Origin of the sequence: Sulfitobacter sp. G21635-S1 (assembly GCF_027213915.1) — a bacterium.
In the GTDB taxonomy this organism is placed as follows: domain Bacteria; phylum Pseudomonadota; class Alphaproteobacteria; order Rhodobacterales; family Rhodobacteraceae; genus Sulfitobacter.
Map to the genome: position 1 here is coordinate 66,968 of NZ_JAPWGV010000023.1, position 13,676 is coordinate 80,643.

9 protein-coding genes are annotated in these 13,676 nt (G+C 61.6%); 1 reads left to right on the forward strand and 8 read right to left on the reverse strand.

Going from position 1 to position 13,676, the window contains the following annotated elements; translation table 11 throughout:
• Positions 1-31 precede the first annotated feature (31 nt).
• Positions 32-1,030 (reverse strand): TAXI family TRAP transporter solute-binding subunit, encoded by a 999-nt coding sequence (locus O4H53_RS19940; RefSeq protein WP_269366599.1) that lies wholly within the window; start codon positions 1,028-1,030, stop codon positions 32-34.
• 64 nt (positions 1,031-1,094) lie between these two features.
• A complete protein-coding gene (locus O4H53_RS19945; RefSeq protein ID WP_269366601.1) occupies positions 1,095-2,036 on the reverse strand; it encodes a dihydrodipicolinate synthase family protein in 942 nt (313 codons plus the stop codon).
• 153 nt (positions 2,037-2,189) lie between these two features.
• Between O4H53_RS19945 and O4H53_RS19950 the strand changes: the two genes are divergently transcribed.
• Positions 2,190-3,209, forward strand: a complete 1,020-nt coding sequence (locus tag O4H53_RS19950) for a LacI family DNA-binding transcriptional regulator (protein WP_269366603.1) — start codon at positions 2,190-2,192, stop codon at positions 3,207-3,209.
• A gap of 99 nt (positions 3,210-3,308) precedes the next feature.
• On the opposite strand, the gene O4H53_RS19955 is transcribed toward O4H53_RS19950, so the two are convergent.
• The 6 genes from O4H53_RS19955 to O4H53_RS19980 form a co-directional block, all read right to left on the reverse strand.
• On the reverse strand, positions 3,309-5,222 hold the full coding sequence (locus O4H53_RS19955; RefSeq protein WP_269366605.1) for a type IV secretory system conjugative DNA transfer family protein: 1,914 nt from the start codon (positions 5,220-5,222) through the stop codon (positions 3,309-3,311).
• A gap of 13 nt (positions 5,223-5,235) precedes the next feature.
• Positions 5,236-7,164: a relaxase/mobilization nuclease domain-containing protein gene (locus O4H53_RS19960; protein ID WP_269366608.1), complete on the reverse strand. Its 1,929-nt coding sequence runs from the start codon at positions 7,162-7,164 to the stop codon at positions 5,236-5,238.
• Positions 7,165-7,176: 12 nt separating this feature from the next.
• Positions 7,177-7,776 (reverse strand): helix-turn-helix domain-containing protein, encoded by a 600-nt coding sequence (locus O4H53_RS19965; RefSeq protein WP_269366610.1) that lies wholly within the window; start codon positions 7,774-7,776, stop codon positions 7,177-7,179.
• Between the two features lie 412 nt (positions 7,777-8,188).
• Positions 8,189-8,365 (reverse strand): hypothetical protein, encoded by a 177-nt coding sequence (locus O4H53_RS19970; RefSeq protein WP_269366612.1) that lies wholly within the window; start codon positions 8,363-8,365, stop codon positions 8,189-8,191.
• A 628-nt stretch (positions 8,366-8,993) separates the two neighbouring features.
• Positions 8,994-9,332 (reverse strand): DUF736 domain-containing protein, encoded by a 339-nt coding sequence (locus O4H53_RS19975; RefSeq protein ID WP_017470241.1) that lies wholly within the window; start codon positions 9,330-9,332, stop codon positions 8,994-8,996.
• Positions 9,333-10,333: 1,001 nt separating this feature from the next.
• On the reverse strand, positions 10,334-13,672 hold the full coding sequence (locus tag O4H53_RS19980; protein WP_269366616.1) for a DEAD/DEAH box helicase: 3,339 nt from the start codon (positions 13,670-13,672) through the stop codon (positions 10,334-10,336).
• Positions 13,673-13,676 lie beyond the last annotated feature (4 nt).

Below are 13,676 nucleotides of genomic sequence, written 5' to 3' on the forward strand. Positions count from 1 at the left end.
TGCCAGCAATAGGCCGGCAGTACCAGCGGCCTTACATCAGGCCCGCTTCTTTGTAGTAGCGCAATGCGCCGGGGTGCAGCTCGATACCTGTGTTCTCAGGCAACATTGCCTTGGTGGGGTCAAACCGCGACCACGCACCGTGAGACGTTTTCAAGGCGTCGGCATTCTCGATGATCGCCTTGGTGATCTGATAGGCGATCTCATCGTCCAGCGACGCATTCGCAATCAGGACGGTCCCAAGATTAGCGCCGACAGTTTTATCGTCGTGGCCTTCAAACCACCGTGGCCCATAGCTGCCCATCCCAAGTCCGTTCGCCTTCAGAACAGGGACGGCGGCTTCTGGAATGTCCAGGAACACAATGTCACTGGTGAGGGCAACCTCGGTAATGGTCGGGTGTCCCTTGATCATCGTGTCGATATAAATATCGGCATTTCCATTGCGCATCTGGTCGGCAATCTGACCGGTGCCCACCTGAATGATGTCACCGCCATTGGCCTTGATCTCGTCGGCAGAAGTGCCGAGGCCTTCAAAGATCATGTGCGCCACCGGAACAGCTGAAGAGCCGACCGGTTTCATCAGGACGCGCACGGGTTCGTCAGAAGCGAAGATTTCAGCAAGGTCAGATGTGCCCCGCTTGTTCACGAACGCTTCGGTCGCGATGACGCCGACATAGACCGAGTTCAGCCCGCCGACGAGCGCACGGATGTCAGGTGCGGACATGCCTTCATAAACGTCGGCGCCTTCAGCCGCCCAAACCGCTGACGCAACGTTGGACAAGGCAATCTCGGCCTTGCCACCCTGCACGACCATCGGGTTTGCAACACCGCCGCCACGGGCAATGACCTCGACAGAGTTCGCCCCGATGATCGGTTCGATAATTTGCTCGAGAGTCGCTGCAAATACATACCATGCAGAGCCTTCGCGCATAGCGCCGATCCGGATGTCCTGTGCTGCGACCGACGTCGCTGTGATGGCTGCAGTAATCACGGCGGTGGCCGCAATGCGCAATCCTGAGAACTTGAAGTTCATTTTGATTTCCTCCCTTTGATAACTTTGCCCCCGGGGATGTCCCGAGGGCAATATCCTGCTGGCCTTACTCAGCGGCCATCAGGTTCTCGACACGGCCGATACCTGCAGCTTCGAAAGCCGCTTCGATTTCACGCTCTGCGGCTTCACCCAAGTCCTTCAGCGGCTCACGAATGGTGGCGTGATCCAGAAGGCCGCGATGACGCAAGCCGATCTTCAATGCGACCGTGCCCTCCATGTGCGATCCGCGGTGGTAGACGGCACGTGTCACGGGCAGTAGGCGCTCAAAGATTGCGCGCGCGGCGGTGTAGTCCTGTGCTTTACCGGCGTGGATCAGGTCGATCAGCAATTCCGGAGCGATGTTGCCGTAGCCCACCAGCAGACCGTCAACGTCGAACATAGTAGGCAGCAGCCACTCGTCATGGCAGGACAGAACCTGCAGATCGGGTTGTGCCTCTTTCAAGGCAGGGATCTCGACATACCAGCGCTTCATATCGCGCACACCGTTTTTGGTCGCGACGCAACCTTCCTGCGCTGCAATCTCCAACTGAGTATCAAGGTCATAGTTCGCCTTGGTTGCTGCGGGGTATTGGAACAGGATGGTTTGCAGACCGCCTTCCTCATAGATCGCCTTGTATCGATCCTGCGGCGCGCCCTTCTGGAAACCGAAGCGCAGCCAGCCGTGATTTGGATAGACCAGGGCGCCCGTCGCACCTGCGTCGAAGGACCGTTTGGCTTCTTCCGCAGCCACTTTAGTCCCTTCACCTGTGATGCCTGCGATGATGGGCACATCGACCGCATCTTTATAGGCGCGGATCAGCTCCAGACGCTCTTCGGTGGTCAAGAAGGTGCCTTCGCCCGCGTGACCAAGAATGACGAGCGATTTCACGTCGTCGAAGCTGGTCAGCCATTTGGCGATGCGAACATTCGCCTCGATGTCCAGCGAGCCGTCTTTGTTGAATGCGGTGACGGGGGCGGGGTTCAGGCCGCGTAGGTCCATGGGTTGCATTTGGATGTCTCCTCCAAGGGGTTGTGTGTTCGTTTGCCCAGTGCCGCACCCATTTGGGAACGATTGCGGGAACGTTCCCAAAAATGCATTGCCAGAGCGCCCTGTCAAGTGGTAGTTTTAAGAAACGGTGCAAATCACGCCGGAGAGGGACCCATGGCTGACGCTCAAACATCAATGAAAACAAAGGCGCGCGTGACATTGCATGACGTCGCCAGAGAAGCCGGCGTATCCAAGTCGACGGTGTCACGGATGCTGGACGAACGCCTGCCGAACTCCGATTCGCCAAAGGCACGCCGCGTCCGCGAGGTTGCACAAAAGCTTGGATATGTCCGTGACTTGTCGGCGGCCAGCCTGCGGCGTGGGTCTACAGGAACGATTGGAGTGATCGTTCCGCGCCTGACCGACACCGTCATGGCAATGTTTTACGAGGCCGTCAGCGCTGCGGCCGCGCAACAGGGAAGATTTGCGATTGTCGCCACCACCGACGACAACCCCGAGGCCAGCCGCAATGCCGCAGAGGCACTGATCCGTCGCGGCGTTGACGGGTTGATCCTAACGACTGCCCGCGAAGGTGACCATTTCGGAGACGAGCTTCGGGAAAGGGGCGTGCCTTTCGTCTATGCACTGCGCCATAACGGGGCCAGCGCAGCTTCGGTAGGGGATGATCAATTCGGTGGATACCTCGCGACGCGCCACTTGATCGACCTGGGCCACCGCCGCATAGGCATTGTTGCCGGCCCCGACTATGCGACCAGCTCGCGGGGACGGTTGGATGGATATCGTCAGGCTCTTGCAGAAGCAGAAATAGAGATAGAGCCCGAGTTAGTCGTGGCCTCGACATTCAGCATTGAGTCCGGCGAAGAAGCCGCACGCAATTTGATGCAATTGGTCAACCCGCCCACGGCAATTTTTGCAATCAATGACAACACAGCCATCGGCTCCATGTCTGCTATCATACAATCTGGACGCAGCGTGCCGAACGATATTTCTCTGGTCGGCTACAATGACATCCCGATTGTCAGCCGCCTGCCCGTACCATTGACAACTGTTCGCGTGCCATTCGACCGCATTGCCGAACTCGCTTTGCAACAACTATTTGGTGAGAACGAAGGCGGGATACGCAGAGTCACACCAACACTTATACCCAGGAGATCTACGGCTCCGATTGGATAGTGGAGTTGAGACTACAAGCCCATCCAAAGTCCCGCCTGGCCATGGCAAGATTGCGACCCAGGCACTGGGCTTGGCGGGCCATCTTTAGCGTTACGACCGTCACCCACCCAACAACTCCTCAATGAAATCCTCCTGCCGGTCGAGCGTCGCCTCCCATTCCTTCGGCACTGCCGCTTCCCGGTCGAGCGTCCCTGGCTCTGGTTGCCCGCGTCCGGCCTCCATCGCCATCACACTCATCGCGCGCGCTTCGCGGCGCTGCGAGCGGTCCCGCACAGGCGCGCGCTCGGCTGGTTTCGCCTGCTCGTCTGCGCCGGCCTCATCACCAGCATCGCCTCCCCAAGGCCCCACGCCCTGCACGCTCGGCGGATAGGGGAAGGGCTTGCCTTCCTGGCGGGCCAACATGTCCTTGAAGAACGGATCGTCGTAAAACTTGATGCGGCTCGCCTTGATCGGGTGCTGGGGCGAGGCGAGGATGATCACCTCGTCGGGATCCATCAGGCGCGCTTCGGTCTCCGAAAGCAGCGGTCGCTCTTCCAACCGCGCCGAGGTCGACGTCGCGCCCAGGAAGCCCTTATTGCGGCCATACATCCGTGTCACCGCCTCGCGGGTGGTGCTGCCGACGGCCGCCGAGACCTCCTTCACGGTGCGCTGGTCGCGCGGGGTGATGTAGAGCTTGAGCCCTGCGCCGTTCTCGAGGCTTTCGCGGCCTTCGGGGCCATAGATCCGGTCGAGCGAAGCCAGCGACTGCGCGATCATCGCGACGCGACCGCCGTAGCTTGCCAGCGAATGGATCGCGCGCTCGAGATAGGGCATGGCCCCCATCTGCTGGAATTCGTCGATCATCATCATGACGGGCCAGGGCTCGTCGAGGCCCGGTTCGTTGAGCCGGATCGAGGCGATGAGGTCAGCAAACATCAGGCGCAGGAGCGGGGCCAATGTTGCGATGTGATCCTCGGAGACGGCGATATAGAGCGACTGCGGGGTCTTGCGGAAAGTCGAGAAATCAAAGTCACTCGCCTCGGTGGCCGAGCGGACCGCCGGGTTGTCCCATTGCTTGAGACCGGCCGTCATCAGTGCCTGTATGTTCGAGGTCAGCAGCCGCGAAGAAGCCGAGGCCGCGTTGGTCCAAAGCTCGCGCAGGATGTCTTCCTCGGCCTCGTCGGCATAGGTCTTGTACTGCGCGTTCTTGTACTCGCCCCCGGCGACAATCTTGTTCACCTCGCCAAGGTTCGGCGTGCCGCGCTGGATCGCCAGCAGACAGGCCGCGACGAAGATCGACTTGCCTGCCTCGGAGAAAGTGTCGAGCGTCTTGTTGTCCTTGTCGAGGAAGAGGTCGGCCAGGATCGAGACCTCTGTGAAACGCTGCGCGAAGCTCGGGGCCTTGGCGATCCGCGCCAGCGGGTTGTAGCGATGCGTGGCATTGGCCCAATCAAACGGGCTGAAGCGATAGACCTCGTCGCCGTTGAGCGCCCGCAGCCGGGCGGTCTTCTCGAAGTTCTCGCCCTTCACGTCGAGCACCACGACCGAGCCCGCGAAGCTCAGAAGGTTCGGGATCACGAAACCCACACCCTTACCCGCCCGCGTCGGCGCCACCATCATCACATGCGGAATGGTGGTCGAAGAGATGAACTCAGCTTTGGACGTCGGTGCGCCGAGCTTGCCGCAGACAAAGCCCTTGCCGGGGGCCTGCAGCATGTCGTTCTTCTTCAGCTCCGCCTTGGCCTGCCAATGCGCCGAGCCATAGTCGTCCCGTTCCTTCTTCCAGGTCCAGGCCAGCGCGAGAGCGCCAAGGCCGATGGCCCCAAAGCCGACGGCGCCGAAGCCTACCTTGAAAGCTTCGGGGTGCGCCAGCCGAGTGCCGGCGCTCGCCTTCCAGAGCGCCAGCATGTCGAAGCTCTGAAACCCGATTTTCAGGGCAAGGGTCAGGTAGAAAGCGGCGACGATGGTGCCGATGACGGTGCCGCAGATCACACCGAAAAGAAGTGCTGCCCAGAGGGGAAGTGTCTTGGTCATGGTGGTCATCCCCTCAGAATTCCATCTCGTCATCGAGACCGCGGTCCCGACCGAGATCACGTCCCAGCTCCTGGGCCTCCTTCTGCCCGCGCAGTCGTGCAACCTCGGTCGCCTTGTCCTGCTGCAATCCGGCGGCACGGTCGGTGAAGACCTGGTCGCCGGTCTCCTCGAAGGTCATCTCAAGGAACTCCTGCGTGACGGTGATCTGGTCGAGCTTGCTCGGCAGGGCCGCGTCCAGCACCTCGTAGTTGCCGCGACGAAGCTCGGCCAAGCCCTCCTCGCCCAGTTCCTTGAAGAGCTCAGATTGCAGGGTCCGCTCGACGGTCTCCTCCTGTTCCTCGGTGAGCTTGCCGTCCCGCAACATGTCGGCGAGATCCTGCAGGTAGGGATTGGGCGTCCGGTCATCCTCGTCGATGAGGGGCAACGTCGCCTCCTCCTCTTCCGCGAGGGTCCGGCCGATCTCGACGCCCATTTCCTTGGCTCTTTCCATCAACGCGTCCATTACACCGTCGACCTTTTCCAGGGCGGCATCCAGTTGGTCATCATTTGCCGTCTCGACGCTGAGACCGTCCTTGGCCAGCACCGCGTTCATGTCCCGCTCGACCCAGTCCTGCGCCATGCCGTAGTTCCGCGTGCCACCCGCCGCGATCCGGGCCACCAGCTCCTCGCTGTCCATGCCTGCCTCCTCGGCGCGCTCGAGCACGTCGCGCAGCCCCTCATCATTGCCGGACTGCAGCGCGGCGATCAGCACATCGCTGCCCGCCCCCGGCGGATAGGGTTCTTCGAGCTGCTTGCCAAACCGCGCGCGCAGGTCCGGGTCCGGCACCATCTGCGAGAGGTCCGCGATGATCGGCGCGGCCTTGGCCTCGAAGGCGGCGCGCTCGGTCGGGTCCAGTTCCTCGGCCTTGAGCCTCAGCGCCTCGATCGTGCGCTCGGAATAGTCGATCGCGTCACCGACGGTCTTGATGTCCTTCATGTCTATCTCTCCTTCGGTGAAGTTCCACGGCGTGCCCGAGCCAAGCCCGTCCGCCATGCCGCGTACGGCGCGCGACATGTGGCGCTGGTCCATCCGGTCCAGCAGGTCGGCGAGGTTCTTGTAGTCCTTGACGAAGCCCACCACCTGCGCCTGCGCGATGGCGGATTCCTGGGCTGTCATGACGATCTCACGCGGCAGGCGGGCCTCTTCCTTGGCGCGGTAGATTTCCTCGATCCCGGCGGGCTTCTCGAAGATGCCGCGCTCGAGCCGGGTGGTGGCGTCGAGCATGACGCCATAGCCTTCCGCGATCTCGGCCTGCTTCTCGCGCATGAGCTGCGGCGACATCACGCCCTCGGCCCAGCAAGAGAACCAGGTGCCCTTCTCGACTCCGCGGTTGTTCAGGATGATGTGGGCATGCTTGTGCGCCCGGTCGTCATGGACCGCGAGGACATAGTCCCACTGGTCGCCGTATTCGCCACTCTCGAAGAAATGCTCCGTCCAGTCCATGGCGATGTCGCGCACCTGGTCGACCGTCACGTCGGTCGGGAACGAGAGCAGCATGTGCGAGGTGAACCCGAGCTTGGTCGAGCCGCGCCAGGTCCCGGCCCAGTCCTCGATGATGTCCTCTTTCTGATCCTCAGAAAGCACCGCCGCATCGGTCAGCGCATTGGTCATCGTCGAGTAGGTGTAGACCGCCTTGTCGTTGATGTAGGAGATCTGCGCACCGAGCGAGGCACGCGTCTTGCAGCCCCCGGCCCGGATCCGTTTGAACACCGCCGCGCGGCTCTGACCCGACGCCGCCTTCAGCGCGTTGCGTGACGACATCGAGCCGACGCGCGCAAAACTCCGCCCCTGCCGACGCCCCGCCAGCCGCGCGTCGATCCGCGCCGCGGCCTGGCCCCGGATGCGCTCATCCTCCCAGAGCCGCCCCATGACCGAGGTGTAGAGGGCGAGCGGATCAGCCATTCCTGACAAGCCTCAATCCGCTCCCGATCGCGCGCGGGTCATCCTCCAGAACCGCGCTCTCCGCCCCTGCCCTTCTTCCTTTTGCGGCCACTCCTGTTGACGCAGCGCCTGCGCCGCATCCTTCATCCGGCCCATCTCACGGCTCATCGACTGCGCCAGATCGAGCAACTCGATCAGCACCGCCCGGTCCGCCTCCGAGACCTCCAGCCGACCGCGATGGACCGCCTTGGCGAGCACCAATCCGGCGTCGCTCATGTCCTTCGCCTGACGCCATGCGGAGCAGAACTCCGCGACCAGATCACGGGGTACATCGAGGAAACCGCAGCGACCGCGCAGCACCGCATTGAGTGCCTGAGACCGGTTGGCATAACCCCGCGCGCGCCACTCCGCATCGAAGGCGTCCAGCTCGGATTGGCTGGCCCTGAACGCCACTGTCTCGCTCGGATCGCGCACCGTGATCCCCTCGCCCGCCTCCTCTTTCGCGAGCCGGGTCACGTGGCGCGGAGAGATGCCAAACGCCGCCGCCAAGTCCTTCGCTCTTTCGCCCGCCGCAAAGCGCCGCGCTACTTCGATGCGCTCTTCAAGCTTCAGGTTTTTCGCTGGCCTCGGCACGGGTCAGACCCCTCGGACAAAATGTGCAAACATTGGCTATATCCTGCCAACGTCTTCCTTCTCTCCTTCGCTTATACCTCAATACATCACATTGCGCAATATTACGTTTTGCATGATGTGTCTTTTTGATGGCATTTGGACGCCATCAAGACCCCGCGTCGCGGCGCGACATGGAACGGGTCCCGCCCTCATCAATGCAGGACAACCAGGTCGAAAAAGCTTCCGAAACTTGTGTTCAAGACGCACGTGGCGACACGCAAACCGAACGCTCGATCCGGTCACGGATCGGCGCCAGGAACACGAGAATGGCCCGCGCTGGATGGCGCGGGTCGCACCCTCTGCGAGCGTCACGATGCTTCTGAGAGACGGCGTCAGACCCCTGCGGATACGAAGACCCGCAGGGGTGTCTAGGTCAGTGACCCAGTCCCTGATTGCGCAGATCGTCGTAGCGGCTGCGGGCGATCATCGCCTCGATCTCAAGGCTGTCGAGTGTCTCGGGGTGGGCATCTTCATCGAAGGCGGCGAGGTAGGCCTCGAAGGCCATGTCGGCTTGCAGCTCGGCGAGGTCGATGGATTGTTCGAGTGTCATGGTGTGATCCTTTCCGTTGATCGTCGTTGGACGGATCGTGGAAAAGACCGGGGGTATGAGAGCGGGCTACACCCGGCACGGGGCGGAATGAAATGGAGCACGCCGGGGGCAGGTTTGTTGTGAGCGATGCTCCGCAGCGCTCAAGGCGTCAGCCGTCCAGAAACCTGCCCCCGGCGTTGCCGACCGCTCGACCCCGGGCTAGCGATCTCTAAGGCCAACAGGTCGACGGAAAGGCGCGCGGCGGTGACACTAGCATGAGACGTTGCCCCCCGGGCGCAAGACGTTGATCTGCGGTTTACACCCTCTCGGCAAAGGGTGAGTTCGGCGCCCTCGCAGCTTCGCCAACACGACCCAGGCGCGGCTTGCTCGAATGAGAGAAGGGGTGCGCTTGCCTCGCTCAGCAGGCTACCAGTTCTCCCCGCGGACATTCGGTACGGTCTCGGGTTCGCGCGACCCACGCTGTCACTGAACTTGGCGATCCGAGCCGCATCTGCGACCAATCCGGACTGACAAACCGCATCCGCGTCCGAAATATGCGGCATCCTTCGGACACCGAAATTTCGCTGGCCGAGGGCTAGTTCCCCGGAACGAGAAATAGCCAGACCGCCGGAGCGGTCTGGCCCTTGGCTTACGCGGCGTCTTTGGGACCCCAGGGGATGACGGCCTGCAGAGACAGATCGTCCTGGTTCGCGGCCTTGCCGAGGTTGGCGTTGAAGCCGTGGTCGCGGATGGTCAGCGTGTAGTAGTCGGCGCCGGTCTCCTTGTTCTGCTTCTTCCAGATGCCGCCGCACTCGACCAGCTTGCCGCGCGGGGAGCGGCCGAGGACGCGATGCGTGGGGGCCATCGGGTTCGTGCTCGCGACGGGTTCGACCGTAATGTCGAGGTCGAAGGTCAGGGTCGAGATGGAGCCGACGCCCTTGGCGGTTTCGATGTCGGCGCTGGTGAATTTGATGCAGTTCGTGGTCATTGCTCTTCTCCTTGTTTGCGTTGCAATGATGGTCACCTTGCAGCTGGCCAAGGCCTGGCCACACCGAAGGCGAAGCGCAGCGGAGAGGGGCAGGCGCCGGTCTTTTTGATCCGCGCGGAATGACCCGCAGGGGCAGGGGAAAAAGATCGGCGACAACCTTTGTGGACGGGACGACAGCTGCGACCAGCATGTCATGCAGCTCAGACAAAGGGAGAAGTGCGGTGGCCGCGAAGGACGATAGGGGAACTGCAAACAGAGATGCTGCGGGGAGCGGCGTATTCTCTGTCCTCTTGCCCCGATCCGCACCCGGACGGGTCAGAGTTTTGCCTGACCCTGGCTCACGTGCCGCGACGACTGATTTCCGTGGCAAAGCGATGTGTGTTGTCTGGAAGAGCAGCGGGGAGACCGTCGAAACATCGATACCGTGCTCGGCTCACCCGGATTTCGAACGGACCCTCTACGGCAGCCCGATAACCTGCGATTTGCGCATCACGACCATCACCGGCCTGATGCCAGCTGCGGCCAATGCAACCCGGCGGTCGTCGAACACCTTTTGCGACACATGATGGCGGGGCAGTGCAGCATCTCTAGCAAAGCGAGGAACAGCACCGGCCGAGACGCGAGGTACGAGATCACTAATGTCACGCGCCCGCCCCAGTGACCGTAACCGGAATGGCCGAGATGAAGCGGTGCCACGACCATGCGACGGCTGGTCGGGCTGGCTCCGGAGGAGACGGCACGGCCAGCAGCACGTCGCAGGGAGAGGCGGCGGTTCAGCTCGGGGAGGGCGGCTGCGCGCAGCCGACCGAGTAGGGCGCGGTCCTGACCAAAGGGCAGGAGGGGCCAAGATCATCAAATCCGGACGACTGTTGCACACAAATTATCCGGAGCCTCTCCGCACCAAAAGATGGAAAGCTAGGACAACTCTCAACGAGAAAGACGCCGAACATTTCGTTCGCTCCACTGCAATTGGGTTGGGCCGTTATCTGGAGGTTGGCTTTCTAGCTGCTTGCGATAACCTTCAGCCGCATGGCGCGCGTTTCAAGGAGATAAGTCTCCACGCTGGCCAGTAGATGCAGTCCCTCCTCTGTGACAGCCGATCGCGACAGGCCAGGCTGAACGATGCGCACATCGAATTCGTAGCGATAGTCCTGCCAATTCGCTTTCAGCTTTTTGAGGAATGCGGCTGTTCCCCGTTCGAAGCGGGAAGTCTGGCCCTTCTCGAGCCGTATCTTCTCCCGCTTCAACATATGTATGAGCATTCTGTTGGGCCGATCACGCCAGCGTGCGGATTTCTGCGCTTGCCCGCAAACTTCATAGAGATCCTTCACCCGCGCGCCGGGCGTGTCGGAACTGGAGTATTTGCAATGGTGAAGCGTCACCTGGACGAGACCTTCAGTCACTCGAAGGGTGACGACGTCCGCGATCTCTCCAGCCCCATCATCGTCGAAGATGATGTCAAAGGCGTCGCCCTCTGCGAGCAATGTCTCGATTACGCGCCGTTGCACTGAGTCAGTCCGCTTTTCAGGACCCTGCGCCTCGGCACGTATATTGGTCTCCGACCAATCCCAAGCCTCGATCCGATCAGCGGAATACGGTTCCACCACGACGCCTTCAGGCAGAGCATAAAGGTGACTGTAGATCAGCAATGAACCATCCCCAAAGTCGATCTGTGGGGAATCCTCGCCGAAGGATTCCGAGAGCGACTTCGTCTTGCCGCTGACCTTGATGGTTGTTTTCGGCCCAGAGCGCTGCGGATAGCTGGCACCCCCTTCAGCAAAAACGATTTCAAATTCGGCGATGTGGTTATCGCTGCGCACCGTGAAGCGCAATGGACCCGTGCGTTCATGATCCAGCAGCTCGATGTCGCATTCAGCGAAGGCTACGGGTTTGTCGCCGAAACTGATTTCGATCCGGTCCTCGATTTGCGTCAACAGGGATTCCGGCCAGTGGATCGCGACCGGAGGCACCTGCGGGCGTTCGCTGATCTGGCGCGGTCGCATCGCACTCTTGAAGACGCCATCGGTGGTGATCCCTGGATCTTTGACGGCTTTGCCGATATCCGCGCACCAATCGACCCAATCAGTCAGATCGCGAACCCGCGAAATCGACCAGAACTTGCCTTTGGCCGAACAGCCACGAGAGGCGGGAACACCGTCGAGGAAACCGGTTGCGAACACGTTGTTCTTGATGCGCGACTGGGACTTCGCAGTGTCGAGTCCGTCGGCGACATCGACACCCATATACATGGAATAGCGGACACCGCGTCCCTGATGGTGCGTCAGGCCAAGATTGCGCAGGATCAGGCGATTGAACCCATGCAGGCTGCGGAAGACCTCCTCGCCCTCGACCCGGCGCGCTGCCTCACCGCAGACCGCCTTGGCCAATCGGTCATACGGTCCCTTGATCGAGCTGCTGATATATAGGAGCTGACTATCGGGATCCCAATGCATCATGTGCAGGTCCCAGGTGACATTGGTCGCGTGCTGGGCCGTGGTCCAGCCGGCCTGCTCTTCGGAGCGGGTGACGAAGATGGCGACACGCTGGTGTGGGTTGACCTTCATGCCGAGATATACGCCGGGACTATATAAGTCCTCGGCCCGCAAAGGCTCCCAACCGTCGCAGTTGGTGCGATAGACGACGGCGTTCATCTTCGGTTCGAGCGTCTGCAGGGGAATGTCGCTCAAGTCGCCGACAAAGCCCTTGAACATCTCGGCACGGCGGACTTGCCGGTCGATCTTCGCGGTGCTGAGTGCCTCGACCAGCGCATTCCAGTCGGCATCCTCGGCATAGAGCTTGGCCAGCGAACGATCAATGTCGTCAATGCCGGTGTTGGCGATGACCGTGGCGTCGCCGAGGCGTGGATCCTGGCGGGTGAAGCGGCCGACAAACTGGATGGTAACGGCGATGCTCTTGTGCGGGTCGTGCAGGGCGGCGATCTTCAGTTCCGGCAGATCGAAACCTTCGCCGAGCATGTCCACGCAGACAATGATCCGGCTCTCGAAGCGCCGCAGAGCGGCAAGGTTTGCACGGCGTTCACGGATCGACTGCTGGCTATGGACGATGACCGGACGAAGTTCTGGGTACATCTCGCTGTAAAGCTGGTGGAGGGCTCTGGCGCGGTCGATAGTTTGGCAACGCGCCATGGCGAGATGGTTGAGGCCGACGTCCAGATCACCCTGGAGGACTTCGCCGAGCTTTCCCGCGATCGCGAGATCGGCGTCTGCCTGATCGAGCCCGAAGACAGCCTCGAAGCGAATCGGCTTGAAATAGCCTTCGGCCTGCGCCTTCTTGAGCGGATAGGTGTAGATGAACTCGCCGTCGACGCGCCGGCCGTCCTCACGGAATGGTGTGGCGGTGAACTGGACGATCGGGAGCGGTGGCTCACGGTCCGCGAATAGGCCCCGAAAGCGCGCCCATGTCGGGGCGCCGATGTGATGAGCCTCGTCGATAAACAGCGCCGAGGCGCGTGCCGCCATCCGCTCCTGGACCGCCGCTTCGGCGCGACCGGCGATCTGCATCGTTGTGACGATGACATTGGCACTGTCGAAGATCTCATCCACGTCGGCTAGCCTTCTCGGAATGTGCGAAAGGCGCATCACCACTGGAAATGCTGCCTTGTCTTCCAGGCATTGCTGTTGCCTCAGCACGCCGAAGGTCTCGAACTTGCCCGCGATCTGCTCTCGAAGGGCGTCCGTCGGCACTACGACCAATAGCCTCTCGAAGCGCTGGTGGACGTTGAGCGCGAGCATGGTTTCCGTCTTGCCGGTGCCCGTCGGCATGACGATGGTGGCAGGATCGATCGATCGCGTCGCATGGACCAAAGCCGCGTGCAGTGCGCCGATTTGAGGACGTCGCAGACCGGGCTGGGCTGGCCGCTCGTTTTCGGCTGCTCGTCCCTCGCGGAGATGAAAGGCGCCCGACCAAGATGCCGAAACCGCGGCCAGCCGTTCGACCCGCACTTGGCGACTCAACGTGTCGATGCGGATGGGCAACGGGGCCATCCACCGGCCTTCGCCGGCGTCGAGTGCTTCTACGATCTGCGCCGGCTCACTCGCGCCGGGGACCAGAAGAATGAGCTCCGCCTCCAGCGACGCAGCGGTCTTCGCGTTGATGATCTTCAGTGTCTCGCCAGACGGCAGCGTGGTTTCATGACCAGTCACACGGCGGATTGAAAAGGGACGCAGACGGCACCGTACGCGCTGCGGCGGAGCCGCCAATTGGCGTATAGGGCTTCCCAGGGCCTTGCCCTCTATCGCAAGCCGAGCAGGCAGCAGCAGTTCGACTTCGGGATTGAAGAGATCATCTTGGACGGGCTCGGTGCGCTTGCGGGAGGCCATGGTC

Bases quoted from the DNA above. Each gene is read 5' to 3' on its own strand.
- O4H53_RS19940 (WP_269366599.1), bottom strand. From the start codon at position 1,030: ATGAACTTCAAGTTCTCAGGATTGCGCATTGCGGCCACCGCCGTGATT.
- O4H53_RS19945 (WP_269366601.1), bottom strand. From the start codon at position 2,036: ATGCAACCCATGGACCTACGCGGCCTGAACCCCGCCCCCGTCACCGCA.
- O4H53_RS19950 (WP_269366603.1), top strand. From the start codon at position 2,190: ATGGCTGACGCTCAAACATCAATGAAAACAAAGGCGCGCGTGACATTG.
- O4H53_RS19955 (WP_269366605.1), bottom strand. From the start codon at position 5,222: ATGACCAAGACACTTCCCCTCTGGGCAGCACTTCTTTTCGGTGTGATC.
- O4H53_RS19960 (WP_269366608.1), bottom strand. From the start codon at position 7,164: ATGGCTGATCCGCTCGCCCTCTACACCTCGGTCATGGGGCGGCTCTGG.
- O4H53_RS19970 (WP_269366612.1), bottom strand. From the start codon at position 8,365: ATGACACTCGAACAATCCATCGACCTCGCCGAGCTGCAAGCCGACATG.
- O4H53_RS19975 (WP_017470241.1), bottom strand. From the start codon at position 9,332: ATGACCACGAACTGCATCAAATTCACCAGCGCCGACATCGAAACCGCC.
- O4H53_RS19980 (WP_269366616.1), bottom strand. From the start codon at position 13,672: ATGGCCTCCCGCAAGCGCACCGAGCCCGTCCAAGATGATCTCTTCAAT.